The organism is Pseudomonas sp. D3-10, assembly GCF_051132175.1.
In the GTDB taxonomy this organism is placed as follows: Bacteria; Pseudomonadota; Gammaproteobacteria; order Pseudomonadales; family Pseudomonadaceae; genus Aquipseudomonas.
On sequence record NZ_CP071668.1, the window covers coordinates 795,001 to 814,704 of the forward strand.

14 protein-coding genes and 2 rRNA genes (1 of these 16 only partly in view) are annotated in these 19,704 nt (G+C 60.0%); 12 read left to right on the forward strand and 4 right to left on the reverse strand.

Translation table 11 applies throughout. The features are described from left to right. The 8 genes from J3P90_RS03380 to J3P90_RS03415 all read left to right on the forward strand — a co-directional run. Positions 1-500: ribosomal RNA gene (locus J3P90_RS03380) — 23S ribosomal RNA — on the forward strand (it extends 2,392 nt beyond the left edge of the window). A gap of 154 nt (positions 501-654) precedes the next feature. Beyond that, positions 655-770, forward strand: a 5S ribosomal RNA gene (rrf, locus tag J3P90_RS03385). 155 nt (positions 771-925) lie between these two features. Continuing rightward, complete coding sequence (recC, locus tag J3P90_RS03390) at positions 926-4,378, forward strand: exodeoxyribonuclease V subunit gamma (RefSeq protein WP_434675827.1); 3,453 nt, start codon at positions 926-928, stop codon at positions 4,376-4,378. After that, the gene (gene recB / locus J3P90_RS03395; RefSeq protein WP_434675828.1) at positions 4,375-8,064 is read left to right on the forward strand and encodes an exodeoxyribonuclease V subunit beta; all 3,690 of its coding nucleotides are present in this window, start codon (positions 4,375-4,377) and stop codon (positions 8,062-8,064) included. The genes recC and recB overlap by 4 nt, the downstream gene beginning before the upstream one ends. Continuing rightward, entirely contained in the window at positions 8,061-10,148 is a 2,088-nt protein-coding gene (gene recD / locus J3P90_RS03400) for an exodeoxyribonuclease V subunit alpha (RefSeq protein WP_434607918.1), read from the forward strand. Before recB ends, recD begins: the two co-directional genes overlap by 4 nt. Before the next feature lie 146 nt (positions 10,149-10,294). Beyond that, positions 10,295-10,870 (forward strand): YfiR family protein, encoded by a 576-nt coding sequence (locus J3P90_RS03405; protein ID WP_434560807.1) that lies wholly within the window; start codon positions 10,295-10,297, stop codon positions 10,868-10,870. Then, a complete protein-coding gene (locus tag J3P90_RS03410) occupies positions 10,867-12,135 on the forward strand; it encodes a diguanylate cyclase domain-containing protein (RefSeq protein ID WP_420765645.1) in 1,269 nt (422 codons plus the stop codon). The genes J3P90_RS03405 and J3P90_RS03410 overlap by 4 nt, the downstream gene beginning before the upstream one ends. 4 nt (positions 12,136-12,139) lie before the next feature. Continuing rightward, positions 12,140-12,643, forward strand: a complete 504-nt coding sequence (locus J3P90_RS03415; RefSeq protein ID WP_420765644.1) for an OmpA family protein — start codon at positions 12,140-12,142, stop codon at positions 12,641-12,643. Here the strand turns inward: J3P90_RS03415 and J3P90_RS03420 are convergent. Next, positions 12,640-13,587, reverse strand: a complete 948-nt coding sequence (locus J3P90_RS03420; RefSeq protein ID WP_434564152.1) for a LysR family transcriptional regulator — start codon at positions 13,585-13,587, stop codon at positions 12,640-12,642. The genes J3P90_RS03415 and J3P90_RS03420 overlap by 4 nt on opposite strands. 141 nt (positions 13,588-13,728) lie before the next feature. Between J3P90_RS03420 and J3P90_RS03425 the strand changes: the two genes are divergently transcribed. After that, on the forward strand, positions 13,729-15,255 hold the full coding sequence (locus J3P90_RS03425) for a CoA-acylating methylmalonate-semialdehyde dehydrogenase (RefSeq protein ID WP_434675829.1): 1,527 nt from the start codon (positions 13,729-13,731) through the stop codon (positions 15,253-15,255). 10 nt (positions 15,256-15,265) lie between these two features. Then, positions 15,266-16,153 carry a 3-hydroxyisobutyrate dehydrogenase gene (mmsB, locus tag J3P90_RS03430; RefSeq protein ID WP_434607911.1) on the forward strand — a complete coding sequence of 296 codons (888 nt, stop codon included), beginning with the start codon at positions 15,266-15,268 and terminating at the stop codon, positions 16,151-16,153. Between the two features lie 118 nt (positions 16,154-16,271). Here mmsB and J3P90_RS03435 read toward each other — a convergent pair whose 3' ends face one another. Both J3P90_RS03435 and J3P90_RS03440 read right to left on the reverse strand, forming a co-directional pair. Continuing rightward, complete coding sequence (locus tag J3P90_RS03435) at positions 16,272-16,616, reverse strand: cupin domain-containing protein (RefSeq protein ID WP_434675830.1); 345 nt, start codon at positions 16,614-16,616, stop codon at positions 16,272-16,274. Positions 16,617-16,714: 98 nt separating this feature from the next. Further along, positions 16,715-17,596 carry a LysR family transcriptional regulator gene (locus J3P90_RS03440; RefSeq protein WP_420765641.1) on the reverse strand — a complete coding sequence of 294 codons (882 nt, stop codon included), beginning with the start codon at positions 17,594-17,596 and terminating at the stop codon, positions 16,715-16,717. Between the two features lie 213 nt (positions 17,597-17,809). On the opposite strand from J3P90_RS03440, the gene J3P90_RS03445 reads away from it, so the two are divergent. After that, entirely contained in the window at positions 17,810-18,574 is a 765-nt protein-coding gene (locus J3P90_RS03445) for a sulfite exporter TauE/SafE family protein (protein ID WP_434627941.1), read from the forward strand. Here the strand turns inward: J3P90_RS03445 and J3P90_RS03450 are convergent. Beyond that, positions 18,564-18,878 carry a putative quinol monooxygenase gene (locus tag J3P90_RS03450; RefSeq protein ID WP_420765639.1) on the reverse strand — a complete coding sequence of 105 codons (315 nt, stop codon included), beginning with the start codon at positions 18,876-18,878 and terminating at the stop codon, positions 18,564-18,566. The two genes, J3P90_RS03445 and J3P90_RS03450, sit on opposite strands and share 11 nt — an antisense overlap. 198 nt (positions 18,879-19,076) lie before the next feature. Between J3P90_RS03450 and J3P90_RS03455 the strand changes: the two genes are divergently transcribed. After that, a complete protein-coding gene (locus J3P90_RS03455; protein ID WP_434675831.1) occupies positions 19,077-19,667 on the forward strand; it encodes an NAD(P)H-dependent oxidoreductase in 591 nt (196 codons plus the stop codon). The last annotated feature ends 37 nt before the right edge of the window (positions 19,668-19,704 follow it).

Sequence of the window (19,704 nt, forward strand, 5' to 3'; positions counted from 1 at the left end):
GTATGGAAGGGCCATCGCTCAACGGATAAAAGGTACTCCGGGGATAACAGGCTGATACCGCCCAAGAGTTCATATCGACGGCGGTGTTTGGCACCTCGATGTCGGCTCATCACATCCTGGGGCTGAAGCCGGTCCCAAGGGTATGGCTGTTCGCCATTTAAAGTGGTACGCGAGCTGGGTTTAGAACGTCGTGAGACAGTTCGGTCCCTATCTGCCGTGGACGTTTGAGATTTGAGAGGGGCTGCTCCTAGTACGAGAGGACCGGAGTGGACGAACCTCTGGTGTTCCGGTTGTCACGCCAGTGGCATTGCCGGGTAGCTATGTTCGGAAAAGATAACCGCTGAAAGCATCTAAGCGGGAAACTTGCCTCAAGATGAGATCTCACTGGAGCCTTGAGCTCCCTGAAGGGCCGTCGAAGACTACGACGTTGATAGGCAGGGTGTGTAAGCGCTGTGAGGCGTTGAGCTAACCTGTACTAATTGCCCGTGAGGCTTGACCATATAACACCCAAGCAATTTGTAGACTCGAAAGAGGCCAGATTGCGGTGTTGTGAAGACGAAACGAACCGAAAGTTCGAGATACTCACAAGCAACACGCTATCACATACCCATTCGCTGGAACGTGACCGCAAGGCACGCGCTGGCTACCGAATTTCTTGACGACCATAGAGCATTGGAACCACCTGATCCCATCCCGAACTCAGAAGTGAAACGATGCATCGCCGATGGTAGTGTGGGGTTTCCCCATGTGAGAGTAGGTCATCGTCAAGATTAAATTCCGAAACCCCTATCTGCTGATGCAGGTAGGGGTTTTGTTTTGCCCGCAGGAAAGTTCTTACGATAAGCGCGGACAGCTCCCGGCTGCCACAGCCCACCGACAGTGCTAAGGTTCTGCCCTAGCTTTTGCACTTTTCAAGGATGCCTTTATGCCGGACGCGACGTCCCTCAGCCCTGCTTTCATGGTGGTTCATGGGAATCGCCTTGATGAGTTGCGCAGCCTGGTTATCAGCCTGATGCGACGCTATCCGCTAGGCCCTCTTGAAAATGAAATCGCCCTCGTTCAAAGCAACGGCATCGCCCAATGGCTGAAGCTGGCACTGGCTGAAGATCCTGAAGACGATGACAGTGGCGGCTGCGGAATTGCGGCTGCCATCGAGGTGCAGCTGCCCGGCAGTTTCATGTGGCAGCTCTATCGAATGGTGCTTGGCCGTGATGAAATTCCGGCTAAATCCTTACTGGATAAGGCGCCGCTCACATGGAGGCTGATGCGTCTCCTGCCGCAGCTAATTGAACAGCCTCATTTCGAACCGTTGCGACGTTTCCTGTCTGACGACACTGATTTACGTAAGCGCTACCAATTGTCCGAGCGTCTGGCTGATCTTTTCGACCAGTATCAGGTGTACCGAGCCGACTGGCTTGAAGATTGGGCGCAGGGACGGCACCAGACAAGGAGCGTGCGTGGTGAAACAAAGCCGCTCGCGCCGGCAAATTGCTGGCAAGCGGAGCTGTGGCGAGCGCTGCTGTTGGATGTGGGTGAAGAGGGCATGGCTCAAAGCCGTGCCGGCGTTCACCAGCGCTATCTTGAGCGCATCAATCACCTTGAAGCCGCTCCCGAAGGCCTACCGGCTCGCGTAATCGTGTTCGGTATTTCTTCACTGCCAGCCCAAGCGCTTGAGGCCCTGGCCGGTCTTTCACGGTTCAGCCAGGTTTTACTGTGTGTTCACAACCCCTGTCGTTACCATTGGGCGGACATCGTCGCCGACAAGGACCTGCTTCGTCACCAATACAAACGGCAGGCACGAAAAAGCGGCATGCCAAATGTCCTGGATTCGCAGACTTTGCATCAGCATGCACATCCGCTGTTGGCTGCCTGGGGAAAGCAAGGGCGCGACTACATCAACCTTCTCGACAGCTATGATGATCCAAACACCTATCGCTCGGTATTTCGCGAAGGGCGTATCGATCTGTTCAGCGACGGTAATCCCACGACCCTTCTTAGTCAGTTGCAGGACGATATCCTGGAATTGCGCCCCTTGGATGAAACCCGGCAACACTGGCCTTCAGTCGATACGCAACAAGACGAGTCGATCCGTTTCCATGTGGCCCACAGTGCCCAGCGTGAAGTTGAGATCCTTCATGATCAATTGCTTGCGCACTTCAGCAAGGATTCGTCCCTGCGTCCCCGGGATATCATCGTCATGGTCCCTGATATCGACAGTTATACGCCGCATATCCGCGCCGTGTTTGGCCAGCTTGATCGGGGTGACCCTCGTTTCATCCCCTTCACCCTGACAGATCAGGGCCAGCGTGGCCGTGACCCTTTGCTCATCGCCGTCGAGCATTTGCTCAGGCTCCCGGATAGTCGGTTTCCGGTCAGCGAGATTCTCGATCTGCTGGACGTGCCAGCGTTGCGCGAGCGGTTTGGCATCAATGAGGCCGACTTGCCGACACTGCACCGCTGGATTGAGGGAGCAGGCATTCGCTGGGGGATGAATGCCCGACATCGCGCCAGTTTGGGTTTGCCCGCAGAGCTTGAGCAGAACAGCTGGCGTTTCGGCCTGCGTCGCATGTTGCTGGGGTATGCGGTTGGCGATTCAGAGGCTTACGAGGGCATCGAGCCCTATGACGAAATCGGTGGCCTCGATGCGGCTTTGATCGGTCCGCTGGTGGCTTTGCTGGATGCGCTGGAAGTCGCTTACCGGGAGCTGAGCCAGCCAACCTCTCCCAAGGAATGGGGGGCGCGTCTGCATGACTTGATGCAATTGTTCTTCCTGGCAAGCAACGAGCACGACGATTATCTGCTGGCCCAACTCGAGGACCTGCGTGAAACCTGGCTGGAAACCTGCGATTCGGTCGGGCTGGAGGATGAGCTTCCTTTGACGGTTGTCAGGGAAGCCTGGCTGACCGGACTGGATCAGGGGAAGTTGTCCCAACGTTTCCTCGCCGGAGCGGTCAATTTTTGTACGTTGATGCCGATGCGAGCGATACCCTTCAAGCTGGTTTGTTTGCTGGGAATGAATGACGGCGACTATCCACGAGCTCAGCCACCGCTGGATTTCGACCTCATGGGCAGCGATTACCGCCCAGGCGATCGTTCCCGGCGCGAGGACGATCGGTACCTACTGTTGGAAGCGCTGCTTTCTGCCCGGGAAAAGCTCTACATCAGTTGGGTCGGTCGCAGTATTCGTGACAACAGCGATCGGCCGGCATCGGTCTTGATCGGCCAGTTGCGTGATCATCTTGCCAGTGGGTGGCGGTTGGCAAATGGTGATGAGGGTCTACTCGAGGCGTTGACTCAGGAGCATCCTTTGCAGCCGTTCAGCGCCCGGTACTTTTATCAGGGTGACGGGCTGTTCAGCTATGCCGGTGAATGGCGTTCGCTTCACGAGGCCCAAGAACACAGCGCGCTGCCTGCAATGTTGGAGCCCTATGCCCAGGAAGAGCCATTGGGGATCGCTCAGTTGCAGGATTTTCTGCGCAATCCTGTTCGTCATTTCTTCAGCCAGCGACTCAAGGTGTTCTTCGAGACTTTCGAAGCCCCCCTGGCCGATGACGAACCTTTCGTTCTTGATGCCCTGCAGCGCTACAGCTTGAGCGACAGCCTGCTCGAGGCCGCCCTTGTTCGCCTCGACCAATCGGACCTGGCGTTGGCGGCGCACGCCAAGCGGTTACAGAACAGTGGCCTGCTGCCCATGGCGGGTTTCGGTGAAAGCCTGCAGCGCGAGTTGATCGAGCCGTTGCCTGACCTGCTGCAGCGCTACCAGCAGCTCCTGTCTTCATGGCCCACTCCACTGACCAGCGCCGTCCCCGTCAGCCTTCGTATACACGATGTCAGCGTAGAAGGATGGCTTAGCGGCCTGCATCAGCGAGGCGATGGCTCGGTCCTCGCCATTACCGCTATCCCCAACAGCATCGGATCTACCAAGACCCGCAAATGGCATCGACTGATACGGGTCTGGGTCAACCATCTTGTAGCCTGCGCCAGTGGGCTTTCGATGACTACGGCGTTGGTCGCCAGTGATGACAGCTTGCTGCTCGCCCCTTTTGACGAAACCGTAGCGCGCCAGGTCCTTGGCGACCTGCTGCAAGCCTGGCGGGCTGGTATGCGCCAACCCTTGCCAATCGCGGTGAAGACCGCGTTCGCCTGGCTCGACCAAAGCGACCCGGAGAAAGCCCTGGCGGCGGCTCGCAAAGCCTACGAAGGTGACGGGCTGACGTTTGAGGGGGAGCGCCGGGAAAGCCCTGCCCTGGCACGGCAATACCCCGACTTCAATGCGCTGGTCGCTGACGAAACATTTCCCGACTGGTGTGATGCGGTTTATCGGCCGCTACTCGAAGCGCCTTGGCGCTCACTGGTGAGCGAGGACGTACATCCATGAGCCGGAAAACTCCCTTGGCCCTGGCCTTCCCGCTACGTGGCAGTCAATTGATCGAGGCCAGTGCCGGTACCGGGAAAACCTTTACCATTTCGGCGTTGTATTTGCGCCTGGTGTTAGGGCATGGCGACCCGCAGACGCGGTTTGACCGCGAGCTGCTTCCTCCGCAGATTCTGGTAGTGACCTTCACCGATGCCGCGACCAAGGAACTGCGGGAGCGTATCCGTACGCGCCTGGCGGAAGCGGCGCGTTTTTTTCGCGATGAGATTCCCGCCCCGGACTCGTTGATTGCCTCGTTGCGTGATGAGTTCGGGGAAGGGCAATGGGGAGCCTGCGCGAACCGGCTCGATATAGCCGCGCAATGGATGGACGAAGCGGCCGTTTCGACTATCCATAGCTGGTGTCAGCGAATGCTTCGCGAGCATGCCTTCGACAGTGGCAGCCTGTTTACGCAAACCCTGGAAACCGATCACAGCGAGTTGCTCGCAGAGGTGCTGCGCGACTACTGGCGCCTGTTCTGCTATTCGATGCAAGGTGAAGCGCTGCACTGGGTGCGGGCTCACTGGGGCGGGCCTGCCGCCCTGCTGCCCCGGGTAAGGGGTTTGTTTTCCAGTTCTCGAGGTGAGGCGCAGGGGATCGAGCCGGCCGAGCTGATCGTCGCATCCCTTCAGGAACGCAGCGCGGCATTGCTCGACCTCAAGGCTCCTTGGCGACAATGGGCCGTGGAGTTGTTGGAAATCTGCCAGCAGGGCGTTGCCAATAAAAGCGTCGACGGACGCAAGATGCAGGCTCGCTATTTCGAACCCTGGTTCCAGAAGATCACGGCCTGGGTCGAGGACGAAAGTCTCGAGCTGCTGGACATTGGCACCGGCTTCACACGGCTGACGCCCGAGGGCATGGCCGAGGCCTGGAAAGGCGATGTGCCCAGTCATCCCGGGCTGGATGCGATGTCGGGCCTCAAGGCCAGCCTGGACGCCCTGCCCACCCCGGACGCGGCGGTGTTGCAGCATGCCGCGCAATGGGTCGGGACACGCTTCGAAGCGGAGAAACGGCGCCGGGCTGAAATGGGTTTCGACGACATGCTGCTGCGCCTGGACGCGGCGTTGCAGGCTGAAGGCGGGGAGCGGCTGGCTAGCCTGATTCGCGAGCAGTTCCCAGTGGCGCTGATCGATGAATTCCAGGACACCGATCCGATCCAGTACCGAATCTTCGAAAGCATCTATCGCATTGAAGACAACAATCCGCAAAGCGGGCTGTTCCTGATCGGTGATCCGAAGCAGGCCATTTATGCGTTTCGCGGCGCCGATATCTATACCTACCTGCGCGCCAGGGAAGCCACCGCTGGCCGGTTGCATACGCTGGGGACAAACTTCCGCTCCAGCCATGCCATGGTCGGCGCGGTGAATCAGGTTTTCCAACATGCCGAGGCGCGTCAGCAGGGGCGAGGGGCTTTCCTGTTCCGCGAGCCATCGGGTGGGAATCCCGTGCCGTTCCTGCCCGTCGAGTCCCAAGGGCGCAAAGAGAGCTTGCGGGTTTCGGGGCAGACTGTCGCTGCCCTTAATGTTTGGCACCTGGTCTCTGACCAGCCAGTTTCCGGAGCGGTGTATCGGCAGCAGATGGCTGCAGCCTGCGCCAGCGAAATCACTGCGCTGCTCAACGGCGGACAGTCGGGGCGCGATGGCTTTTTCCATGATGGGGAAATGCTTCGTGGTCTTCTGCCGGCCGACATCGCCATTCTCGTGCGCGATGGCAAGGAAGCGCAGGCCGTGCGCGGCGAGTTGTCCGCACGAGGCGTGCGCAGTGTCTATCTATCAGACAAGGACTCGGTATTTGCTTCCCAGGAAGCAAGGGATTTGCTGACCTGGCTCAAGGCATGTGCCGAGCCGGATGTGGAGCGACTGCTGCGCACAGCCCTGGCCAGCACTACGTTGAACCTGCCGCTCACAGAGCTTGAGCGCCTGAACCAGGATGAGTTGGCGTGGGAAAGCCGTGTGATGCAATTCCGGGGCTATCGGATGGTCTGGCGCGCGCAAGGTGTGCTGCCGATGCTGAGGCGCTTGTTGCACGACTTCAAATTGCCTCAGTCCCTGATGGCACGTGATGACGGCGAGCGGGTGCTGACCAACCTGCTGCACCTTTGTGAGTTGTTGCAGCAGGCCGCCGTCGAGCTGGATGGCGAGCAAGCCATGATTCGTTACCTGGCCGAGCATCTGGCCATGACCGGGCAGGCGGGAGAAGAGCAGATCCTTCGCCTCGAAAGCGACGAGCAGTTGGTCAAGGTAGTGACGATCCATAAGTCCAAGGGACTTGAATACCCCCTGGTGTTCCTCCCGTTCATATGCTCGACGAAGCCGGTGGATGGCAGTCGACTTCCGCTGCATTACCACGATGAGCGCGGCCAGGCGCAGATCAGTCTCGCCCCGACCCCGGAATTGATCGCCAAGGCCGATGACGAGCGTCTGGCAGAGGATCTGCGTCTTTTGTACGTGGCACTTACCCGTGCCCAGCACGCCTGCTGGCTGGGTGTCGCCGATCTCAAGCGCGGCAGTAATAACCGCTCGATTCTACATTTGTCTGCCCTGGGCTATCTGTTGGGTGGTGGTGCTCCGTTGAACGAGTCGGTAGAGCTCAGACGTTGGTTGGAAGACCTGCGGCAAGGCAGCCAGGCGGTGAGCTGCCTGGATATGCCCCAGCCCAGCGACGAGCACTACCGACCCGCACGCAACGACGCGGTATTGCTTGAACCCTTGATTCCGTTGCGCAAAGCCAGCGAGAACTGGTGGATTGCTTCCTACAGTGCGTTGCGTTTCGGCGACAGCCTCAACGTGGGCGGTGACACCGCACCGGAAAATCCCCAAGCCCAGAAACTGTTCGATGATGAGCGACTCGACCCAGACGCCCCGCGGGAAGTTGCGGCTGCGGGTGGTGACATCCACCGTTTTCCCCGTGGCCCCAACCCCGGTACCTTCCTGCATGGGCTCCTGGAGTGGGCTGCCGGCGAAGGATTCCCGACGGCGCCAGCCATCATTGAGGATGCCATTGCCCGACGCTGCAACCGCCGGGGTTGGAATGGCTGGATCAAAACCCTTGGCGACTGGTTGTTGCACCTGATCAAAACGCCTCTGTGTATTGGCGGCGGCCAAGCGCCGGTGGTGCTGGAAGACTTGACCCGGTTCCAAGTGGAAATGGAATTCTGGTTCGCCAGCCACAAGGTCGATGTGCTCAAGCTCGATGATCTGGTTTGCCGATTCACCCATGACGGCGTGGCTCGTGTCGCTGCGGAACCGGTATTGCTCAATGGCATGTTCAAGGGTTTCATAGACCTGACCTTCGAGCACGACGGTCGATATTATGTGGCCGATTACAAGTCCAACTGGCTGGGATTGGACGACGCCGCCTACACCATGCAGGCCATGGAGCAATCGATCCTGGATAACCGCTACGACTTGCAATACGTGCTGTACCTGTTGGCCTTGCACCGCCAGCTCAAGGCGCGCTTGCCCCACTATGACTACGACAAGCATGTTGGCGGCGCGCTGTATATATTCCTTCGTGGCACACGCGCTGCCAGCCAGGGTGTCTACTTCACCAAGCCTGCGCGCGCCTTGATAGAGCAACTGGATCGCCTGTTCCAAGGAATGCCCGAGCCCAAGGCGGAGCCGGCTTGGGTGCAGGGAGAACTGTTATGAGTCGTTCTTTTGCGGACCTGCTTCCCAAGAATTCCGACGACGAGAGCCTGGTGGATTTGGCGCCCTTGAGCGACGTGGACGACCTGTTGCTGCTGCTGACTCGCTGGGTGGAGCGCGGTTGGCTGCGAGCCTTGGACAGGGCATTCGTGGCGTTCCTCCATGAACTGTGCCCAGAAGACGACCCGCTGGTGTTGCTTGCCGCGGCCCTTGCCAGCCATCAATTGGGGCACGGGCATGTCTGCCTGGATCTGTTCGAAACACTCAAGGAGCCGGATTTTGCGTTGTCCTTGCCACCGGAGGGAGACCTGCAGCCCGGCGTGATGCTATTGCCGTCGCAGGTTTTGCAGACACTCGATGGTGCCGACTGGTGCAAAGTACTGGCTTCCAGCCCGCTGGTCGCCCTGGCAGGCGACGAGCGTGAGCAGGCACGACAACGGCCGCTGGTACTCGCCGGTAAACGTCTTTATCTGCGTCGCTACTGGGGCTACGAGCGACGAATCGACGATGCGTTGCGTCAACGGCTGGCCGACCACGGAGCGGTGCCTGATGACTTGGATGAGCGCCTGGCCGGGCTGTTTGGTCCGGCCAGCGCGACGGGGCCGGTCGACTGGCAGAAACTGGCCTGCGCGCTCGCGACCCGAAGCGCGTTCAGTATCGTCACGGGCGGCCCCGGCACCGGCAAGACCACCACGGTCGTGCGTCTGCTCGCCTTGTTGCAGGCACCCGCTGTCGAAGCAGGTAAGCCGCTGCGCATTCGTCTGGCCGCGCCCACCGGCAAGGCGGCGGCACGCCTGACCGAGTCCATCAGCCAACAGGTTCGCACGCTGGACGTCACCGATGCCGTGCGTGAACGCATTCCCTGCGAAGTCACCACGGTCCATCGCCTGCTGGGCAGTCGTCCCGGTACCCGTCATTTTCGTCATCATGCAGGCAATCGCCTGCCACTGGATGTGCTGGTCATCGATGAGGCTTCGATGATTGATCTGGAGATGATGGCCAATCTGTTGGATGCGTTGCCGTCCCATGCGCGTTTGGTATTGCTGGGGGACAAGGACCAGTTGGCTTCGGTCGAAGCCGGCGCGGTGCTTGGCGATTTGTGCCGCGATGCCGAAGAGGGTTGGTATAGCCCACAGACTCTGGCGTGGCTCGAATCCGTCAGCGGCGAAAACCTGATGACAAGTGACCTGAAGCAGGACCTCGAAGGTACTCACCCCCTCGCCCAGCAAGTGGTCATGCTCAGGCATTCCCGGCGTTTCGGCGAGGGCAGTGGGATTGGCCAGTTGGCCCGCCTGGTCAATGGACAACAGCCGGAGCAGGCGCGGAACCTATTGCGCAAGGGCCAATACCCCGATCTGTCCACGTTGGCGTTGAAAGGCGAACACGATACTGCGCTGGAACGTTTGCTGCTGGATGGCCAAGCCTCCGGGCCGCAGGGATATCGGCATTATCTGAGCGTCTTGCGGCAACGGCGTCCGGCGGCCTCCCGCCCGCTGGAAGACGATTGCTGGAATGATTGGGCTCGGGAGGTCTTGTCGGCGTTTGACGAATTCCAGTTGCTTTGCGCGGTGCGCAGAGGCCCGTGGGGTGTCGAAGGGTTGAACCAACGGATCACTGCCGCGCTGCTCAAGGCGCGGCTGATCGACAATGACCAGCTTTGGTATGAGGGGCGTCCGGTATTGATGACGCGCAATGATTACGGGTTGGGATTGATGAATGGCGATATCGGCATTGCCCTCAGGTTGCCTGAGCGTGACGGACCGGACGCCGGAAAACAGGTGCTGCGGGTTGCATTTCCTCGTAACGACGGCCGAGGTGGCGTGCGTTTTGTGCTGCCCAGCCGATTGAACGATGTGGAAACCGTATACGCCATGACCGTGCATAAATCCCAAGGCTCGGAGTTCACTCACACGGCGTTGATCCTTCCGGATGCACTGAATCCTGTACTGACCAAGGAATTGGTGTACACCGCTATCACCCGGGCCAAACAATGGTTCAGTCTGATAGAGCCACGCGCGGGAATTTTCGAAGAGGCGGTGCAACGCAAGGTCAAGCGCTTGAGCGGCTTGATGTTGGAATGGGAGTAAGGTGACGCAATGATCGGTTTTGGTGTGCCAGTGCGTTGCTTGCGCTAATGCCTGTTTTTTGTCGGAACTCTTTGTAGGACACTGTCTCGCTGGCTTTTTGACACTGTGCTATCGTTCCGGCTCTTATCTACAACAAGAGATCATTCATGACGGCGGTGGGACGGGAGGCGGTGCGCAGCAAGGATTGCAGGCATTATTTGCTTGCCTTTCTTTTGTGGCTGCTGTCGCCTGCGGTCATTGCCCAGGACCCGCCGGCTGTTACTCGAGCCGACCAGCGAGCCGAGGCGGTCACCCAGGTTGTATTAGGCATTCTCAGTTATGCGCGGTGGCCGGTCGAGCCAACGCAACTGCAACTGTGTATCGTCGGCCCCACCCAATATACCGATGACCTCGTCAAAGGCACCACCCAGGCGACCGGTCGCCCCGTGACCGTGCAGCGTGTGCTGGCTGATTATCCGAGCATCACCGCTGACTGCAACGCCGTCTATATCGGCAATCTGAGCACTGCTGAACGCTCCCGTCTGTTTGCTTCGCTGATTGGCCAACCTGTGTTGAGCATCAGCGAGGGCGGGGATGAATGCACCGTGGGCAGTCTGTTTTGCCTGCGGGTCGGTGATGAGCAAGTGTCGTTCGAGGTCAATCTCGACTCGGTCGCCCGTAGTGGCGTGCGCATCCATCCCAGTGTCCTCCAACTATCACGCCGCAGGCCTGCCGCCCCATGAGTTCGTCAAAACCACGAATTCGTCCCACGTTGGGGTCGGTCATCGGTCGCGGTCATTTGATCGTCGCGCTGGTGGCGATCGCCATGGCCAGTGTTTCCCTTACATTGCTGGGCGTGCTTGCCTTGCGTGTCTACGCCGATCACAACCTGCACCTCATCGCCCGTTCGATCAACTACACCGTGGAAGCGGCAGTGGTGTTCGATGACGAGGCCGCCGCCACCGAAGCGCTGGCCTTGATCGCCACCACCGAAGAGGTGGCCGATGCGCAGGTATTCAACGAGCAGGGCCGCTTGTTAGCGCGCTGGCAGCGGCCGGAGACCGGACTTCTTTCAGAGCTGGAAATGCACATCGCCAAGGCGTTCCTGGAAAAACCCATCAGCCTTCCCATCGTCCACCAAGGGCAAAATATCGGCAGGATCCTGCTGGCGGGGCATGGCGGCAGTCTGTTGCGTTTTCTGCTCAGCGGCCTGGCGGGAATCATTGTGTGTACGGCGGTCAGTGCCTGGGTCGCGCTGTATCTGGCGCGACGTCAGTTGCGGGCGATCACTGGACCGTTGCGCAGCTTGGCTGAGGTCGCCCACGCCGCGCGCTGCGAGCGAGCCTTGGACCGAAGGGTTCCCCCGGCCGACATCGCCGAGCTGGATAACCTGGGAAATGACTTCAATGGATTGCTCGCTGAGCTCGAGTCCTGGCAGACCCACCTGCAAAGTGAAAACGAGACCTTGGCTCACCAGGCCAGCCACGACAGCCTGACCGGGTTGCCGAACCGGGCATTTTTCGAAGGTCGATTGATCCGCGCCTTGCGCAATGCCAGCAAGCTCGACGAGCAAGTGGCCGTCCTGTATCTGGACAGCGATCGCTTCAAAGGCATCAATGACAACTTCGGCCACGCCGCCGGCGACGCGGTGTTGACTGCCGTCGCGACCCGGGTGCGGGCTCAGTTACGAGAAGATGACCTTGTGGCACGCCTGGGCGGCGACGAATTCGCGGTGCTGCTGACGCCGTTGCACAAGATCGAGGATGCCGAGCGAATCGCCGAAAAAATCATCGCCAGCATGGAAATGCCGATCCAGTTGCCAGGTAACGCCTCGGTGTTGACCTCCCTCAGTATCGGCATTGCCGTTTACCCCGAGCATGGGGCAACGCCCGGTGCGCTGCTCAGCGCCGCCGATGCGGCGATGTACCAGGCCAAACGCCTCGCCCGAGGCGGTCAACACACGGCGGGTGCGGAGCACCCGGTCGCGGAACTTCAAACCAGGAGCTGAATGCATGCTTTCGAATGCTCGTTTTTCTCTGCTGCGGTTCGCAGCATTTTTATTGATCACCGTATTTACCCTCGCTGGGTGTCAGACCGCCCCGCAAAAGGGCCTGACCCCAGCGCAAATCGCCGTCCTCAAGGAGCAGGGTTTCAAGTTGACGGAGGAGGGCTGGGCCTTCGGCCTCTCAGGCAAAGTGCTGTTTGGCAGCGATGTGGAAACTCTCAATCCAGCCAGCACCGAAATTGTCGAGCGCATTGGCAAGGCGCTGCTGGGCGCGGGTATCGAGCGAGTTCGCATCGATGGTCACACCGACGCATCAGGCTCCCAAGCCTATAACGAACAACTGTCGATACGTCGGGCCGACAGCGTCGGTAAAGTATTGATCGGCGTGGGCATGCGCGAAGAGAACGTCCAGTCGCGCGGCCTCGGCAGCAGCCAGCCCGTCGCGTCCAATGACACCGCCAGCGGCCGCACCGAAAACCGCCGCGTTGCCATCGTGGTCATCGCCGATTAGTCGGCAAAAACCATCTCCCGGCTGTTGCCCATCAGCAATGGCCGGTTCTGCTCAGTCACATCCCTGATGTAGTCCCACAACAACGTAATCCGCTTGAGCTTCCTCAAGTCCTCCCGGCAGTACATCCAGAACTGCCGCGTAACGGTGATTTCGTCTGGCAGCACCGGCAACAGGCGTGAGTCCTGGGCCGCGAGGAAGCACGGCAGGATTGCCAGCGACCGACCTTGCTGCGCAGCGACGAACTGCGCGATCACGCTGGTGCTGCGCAGATGTGCGTGCGCGCCGGGCAAGACATTGGCCAGGTACAGCAGCTCGGAGCTGAATGCCAGGTCGTCGACATAACTGATGAACGAATGCTTGCCCAGATCCGCCGGATGGTGGATGGGCGGATGGTTGTCCAGGTAGTGCTGGGTTGCGTAGAGCTGCAGCCGGTAATCACACAGCTTGCAGCAGACATACGGGCCATGTTCAGGGCGCTCGAGGGCGATGACAATGTCGGCTTCGCGCTTGGAGAGGCTGATGAAGTGCGGCAGCGGCAGGATGTCCACTGAAATCGCCGGGTACGCATCGACGAAGTGGCTCAATTGCGGCGTGATGAAAAAGCTGCCGAAGCCTTCGGTGCAACCCATGCGCACATGGCCGGACAGCGCGACGCCGGAGCCAGACACCTGTTCGCAAGCCATGTGCAGCGTGCTTTCGATCGATTCGGCGTAGCCCAGCAACCGCTGGCCTTCGGCCGTCAGGACAAAACCGTTGGTCCGGGATTTTTCGAACAGCAGCGTACCCAATGAAGCTTCCAGCGAGCTGATGCGTCGCGACACGGTGGTGTAATCGACCGCCAGGCGCTTGGCGGCTGTGCTGGCCTTGCGGGTACGGGCCACTTCGAGGAAAAACTTGAGGTCGTCCCAGTTCAGCGAACCGAGGGAGGTGATGTTTTTTTGCATGATGGACCGGTTTTTATGTGCGTTCTTATTAGAAGTTTGCACATCTATACTCCATAAACCGTCTCATCACCAAGCGTGCTCGTGCGTCTTGGTCTTAGCTGAACCAGCGCTCTCTATATAAGAACAATCCCGGAGGCCAGCATGAACGTTTCCCTCACGCCCAGCGACACTGCCCTGCATACCGTCAAACTGTTGATCGATGGCGAGTGGGTTGAATCCCGATCCAACGAATGGCACGACATCGTCAACCCGGCTACCCAACAGGTGCTGGCGAAGGTCCCGTTTGCCACGGCCTCGGAAGTCGATGCAGCCATCGCCGCTGCCCAGCGTGCCTTCCAGACCTGGAAACTGACGCCCATCGGTGCGCGGATGCGCATCATGCTCAAGCTCCAGGCCCTGATTCGCGAGCATTCCAAGCGCATCGCCGCGGTGCTGAGCGCCGAACAAGGCAAGACCATCGCGGATGCCGAAGGCGATATTTTCCGTGGCCTTGAAGTGGTCGAGCACGCTTGTTCCATCGGCACCCTGCAGATGGGCGAGTTCGCCGAGAACGTCGCCGGGGGCGTGGACACCTACACACTGCGCCAGCCGATCGGGGTATGCGCGGGAATCACGCCGTTCAACTTTCCGGCGATGATCCCGTTGTGGATGTTTCCGATGGCCATCGCCTGCGGCAATACATTCGTGCTCAAGCCGTCCGAACAGGATCCGTTGTCGACCATGCTGCTGGTGGAACTGGCCATCGAGGCCGGCGTACCGGCAGGCGTTCTCAATGTGGTGCACGGCGGCAAGGACGTGGTGGATGCGCTTTGTACCCACAAGGACATCAAGGCCGTTTCCTTCGTCGGCTCCACAGCGGTAGGCACCCACGTCTATGACTTGGCGGGCCGCCATGGCAAGCGCGTGCAATCGATGATGGGCGCGAAGAACCATGCGGTGGTGTTGCCCGATGCCAATCGCGAGCAAACCCTCAACGCTCTGGTCGGCGCCGGTTTCGGCGCGGCGGGCCAGCGTTGCATGGCCACCTCCGTCGTGGTGATGGTGGGCGCGGCCAAGCAATGGTTGCCGGAGCTGAAGGCGCTGACGCAGAAGCTCAAGGTCAATGCAGGCAGCGAGCCGGGCACTGATGTCGGCCCGGTGATTTCCAAGCGAGCCAAGGCGCGGATCCTTGAATTGATCGAAAGCGGCGTGAAGGAAGGCGCGAAGCTGGAGCTCGACGGACGGGAAATCAGCGTACCGGGTTTCGAGGAAGGTAACTTTGTCGGCCCGACCCTGTTTTCCGGCGTGACCACCGACATGCGCATCTACACCGAAGAAATCTTCGGCCCGGTGCTGGTGGTGCTGGAAGTCGACACCCTGGATCAGGCCATTGCCCTGGTCAACGCCAACCCATTCGGCAACGGCACCGGCCTGTTCACCCAGAGCGGAGCGGCGGCGCGTAAGTTCCAGAGCGAAATCGACGTCGGCCAAGTGGGCATCAACATTCCGATCCCGGTGCCGGTACCGTTCTTCAGCTTCACCGGTTCCCGTGGTTCGAAGCTTGGCGACCTTGGCCCTTACGGCAAACAGGTGGTGCAGTTCTACACTCAGACCAAGACCGTTACCGCGCGTTGGTTCGATGACGACAGCGTCAATGACGGTGTGAACACCACCATCAATCTGCGTTAAGGAGCCGGACATGAACATCGCATTTATCGGCCTGGGTAATATGGGCGCTCCTATGGCGCGCAACCTGCTCAAGGCCGGCCATTCGCTGAACCTGTTCGACCTGAACCAGACGGTGCTGGCCGAACTGGCGGCGTTGGGCGGCACGATCAGCGCCTCGCCCCGCGATGCGGCCCAGGGTGCGGCGCTGGTGATTACCATGCTGCCGGCCGCCGCCCATGTACGCAGTGTCTGGCTGGGTGAGGACGGCGTCCTCGCCGGCATCGCCGCTGATACGCCGGCCGTTGATTGCAGCACCATCGATCCGCAGACCGCTCGTGACGTGGCGGCCGCCGCTGCGAAGCAAGGAGTGGCGATGGCTGATGCGCCCGTCTCGGGCGGTACTGGCGGCGCGGCGGCGGGCACGTTGACCTTCATGGTTGGGGCTACGGACGAGCTGTTCGCCACCCTGCAACCGGTGCTGGCGCAAATGGGCCGCAACATCGTGCACTGCGGCGAAGTCGGCACCGGGCAGATCGCCAAGATCTGCAACAACCTGCTGCTGGGGATTTCCATGGTGGGTGTCAGCGAGGCCATGGCGCTGGGCGATGCCTTGGGGATCGACACCCAGGTGCTGGCCGGCATTATCAACAGCTCGACCGGGCGGTGCTGGAGTTCGGATACCTACAACCCATGGCCGGGCGTGATCGAAACGGCACCAGCGGCGCGCGGTTATACCGGCGGTTTCGGCGCGGACTTGATGCTCAAGGACTTGGGCCTGGCCACCGAAGCCGCGCGCCAAGCCCGTCAGCCGGTGATATTAGGCGCGGTGGCGCAGCAGCTATATCAGGCGATGAGCCAGCGGGGCGAGGGCGGCCAGGATTTCTCGGCGATTGTTAACAGCTATCGCAAGCCGCAGTAAAACTTGAGGCGCTCTGAAGTTTTTGTGGCGAGGGGATAAATCACCTCGCCACAGGGTGATGCATTCTGGAAGTTATTTGCCGAGCGACCGCGTCGGGTGGTCTCTCGGCTTTTTTACGTCAGGCAAACACGAAATACTTGCGCACGGTCTCGACCACTTCCCAAGTGCCTTTCATGCCCGGCTCGACGACAAAAATGTCACCGGCGCGCAGATGGATCGGCGCCATGCCGTCCGGGGTGATCACGCAATAGCCTTCCTGGAAATGGCAGTACTCCCACTTCACATAGTCCACACGCCATTTGCCGGGCGTGCAAATCCAGGTGCCCACGATCTTGCTGCCGTCTTCGCTGGTGTAAGCATTGAGGTTGACGGTGTGCGGATCGCCTTCGAGTTTTTCCCATTTGCAGGCATCGAGTACGGGCAGCGGATGGGTGTCGCGCAGGACGGTGATGGGGGCGGTCATGTGAGCTCCGAAAAGGGGCAAAAAAGAAGCTGCACCCTAGCGCGGAGCAGGACTGGGCAGATGCCTGTGCTCGACACCGGGCTGTCCAGAAGCGCGCATTATTCGGCCAAATGCTGAGCCAGGGCTTTGGCATAGGGCGGCAAACCTTCGAAGTTACGGGCGCAGAGCAGCAGCGCTCGTCGGGTCCAGGTCTCTTGCAACGGGACGCACCGATACGCGGGCTCGGACGGTCGCCGGTCGATGGCAGCCTTTGGCACGATAGCGATGCCAGCGCCGTGGGCCACCATGCGAATCACCCCATCGAAACTGTCGGCGCGAATGCGGATCTGCATGCGTGAGCCGATGTGCAGGGCCTGTTCTTCCAAGTGGATCGCCAAGGCGCTGGAGGCGTTCAGGCCGATATAGTCGTGATTGAGGGTCTCGCTGAAACGCACGGCTCGGCCGTCAGCCAGCGAATGTCCGGTCGGTAGGATCAATACCAGCGGGTCGTCGCGAAATGGCCAGGCCTGAAGGTCATCGGTGTTCACCGCGTCGGAAACGATACCCAGGTCCGCTGTGCCCTGGCGCAGCGCATGGGTGATCCGGGAACTGGGCAACTCCTGCAGGTCGATGTCGAGATTGGGATGGGCCTTGAGAAAACCGGCGAGCAATTCGGGCAGGTACTCGGTCATGGCGCTGGTGTTGCAGAGCAGCCGCACCCGGCCTTTCGCGCCTCGGGCGTATTCGGCCAGATCCTGCTGGAGGCGTTCGGCATGTTGCAGCAGGATCCGCGCATGTTCGGCCAGCGCCTTGCCGGCCGGCGTCGGGGTGACGCCGCGTCGCCCGCGTTCAAGCAGGTCGATGCCCAGGGACGCCTCCATGGCACGGATTCGCGCACTGGCCGCAGCCAGGGACAAATGGCTGCGGGCCGCGCCGGCGGTGATGTTGCCAGCGTCGAGGACGTTCAGGTAGAGGCGCAGGTCGGTGAAGTCGAGGTGCATGGCCGGGGTTCCTGTCTCAGTGTTGCGGCGCCGGGTTTATCGTCATCGCGAGCAAGCTCGCTCCCACAGTTTTGAATGCAATCCATTGTGGGAGCGAGCTTGCTCGCGATGGCGCCAGTAGCATCGCCAAAGTTACCAGCCTCTTGCAGGAAGAGAGGCACCCTCAGTATATGGCACATTTCAAAACCAAGGCCCGGGGCGCACGATAGCCCTATGGACACACTCTTCGCTTTCTACCAGGACCTCGGTCTGGCCCTTTCGTTGCTGGTCATTGGCACCTTCCTGCTGGCCGGTACCGTCAAGGGGGTGATCGGTCTCGGCCTGCCGACCATCGCCATGGGCTTGCTCGGGCTGGCTATGGCCCCGATGCAGGCTGCAGCGCTGTTGATTATTCCGGCGACACTGACCAATGTCTGGCAGTTGACGTTTGGCGGGCATTTGCGCGCGCTCATACGGCGGCTGTGGCCGCTGCTGCTGGCGATTTTCATCGGCACCGGATTCGGTACGTTGTGGATCGGCATGGTGGGCGGGGCATGGGCAATAAAGGGACTGGGCGCCGCGCTGATGGTTTACGCGTTGAGCGGCTTGTTTCTACCAACGTTGCGGGTCGGTGTCGGGCAAGAAGGCTGGCTTGCTCCGCTTTGCGGCTTGCTCACCGGTGTGATCACTTCGGCCACTGGCGTGTTCGTGATTCCAGCGGTGCCTTATCTCCAGGCGTTGGGCTTGAACCGAGATGAGCTGGTCCAGGCCCTGGGCTTGTCATTTACCGTTTCAACATTGGCCTTGGCGGCCGGGCTGTTGTGGCGAGGCGCCTTGGGCGGCGGCGAGTTGAGCGCGTCGCTGCTGGCGCTAATACCGGCGTTGCTGGGGATGTGGTTGGGGCAATGGTTGCGCCAGCGGCTCAGCGCCGTGCTGTTCAAGCGGGTGTTTTTCATCGGCCTCGGCGTGCTCGGCGGCCATCTTTTGATCAGCGGTTAGCCGAAGAGGGGCTGAGCATGTCGACGCGACGAATCTCGAAGTCTCGTTCCAGGTAATCCATACGTTGTTCGAAAAATTGCTTCATATGCGGCAGGTTCGAGTGCACATCCAGATCGGCCTGGGATGCCCAGATTTCATAGAAGATGAACAACGTCGGGTCCTGCTGGTCCCGCAACATGTGGTACTCGATGCAGCCGGGCTCGGCCCGACTCGGTTCGACGTAAGCGCGGAACAAGGCTTCGAAGGCTTCGGCTTTTTCCGGTCGGGTCTTGGCATGCAGGATGAAACCGTGCAATTCACTCATCAGGGCTCGGGCTCCAGGATTAAAGGACTGTAAGAGTTTAAGACAACAATCGGGCGGCGATTCGTGCGTATGGATCAAAACAGTTTTGCCGTTCGGGTGCTTATTCCACGCGAGTCTCATCGGTACTCTGCCGCCATCTTTTTAATCTTCCAGTGAGCGACGGCCCAGCGGCCACGCCTGGAATCGATGAGGCTTGCAATGAAAAAAGTCCTGTTGCTCAACGGCGGTAAGCAATTCGCCCATTCCGACGGTCGCTACAACGCCACCCTTCACGACACCGCGCTCAGCGCCCTGGACCGAGGCGGCCTTGATGTGAAAACCACCTTCATCGACGGTGGCTACGACATCAAGGAAGAAGTCGCCAAGTTTCTCTGGGCCGACGTAATCATTTATCAGATGCCCGGCTGGTGGATGGGCGCTCCGTGGATCGTGAAGAAATACATCGACGAAGTCTTTACCGAAGGCCACGGTAGCCTCTATGCCAGTGACGGCCGGACTCGTTCCGATGCGTCGCAAAAATACGGCAGCGGTGGTTTGGTACAGGGCAAGCAATACATGTTGTCGCTCACCTGGAACGCCCCGCAGCAAGCCTTCGACGACCCGACGGACTTCTTCGAAGCCAAGGGCGTGGACGCGGTGTATTTCCCGTTCCACAAGGCCAATCAATTCCTGGGCATGACCGCTCTGCCGACCTTCCTGTGCGTGGACGTGATGAAGCGCCCGAACATCGAAGAAGATGTGGCGCGGTATGAGCGGCATCTGATCGAGGTGTTCGGCCTTTCGCGGTAATCGGGCTACTATCGGGACTTGCCTGAAAGCGAGAGGA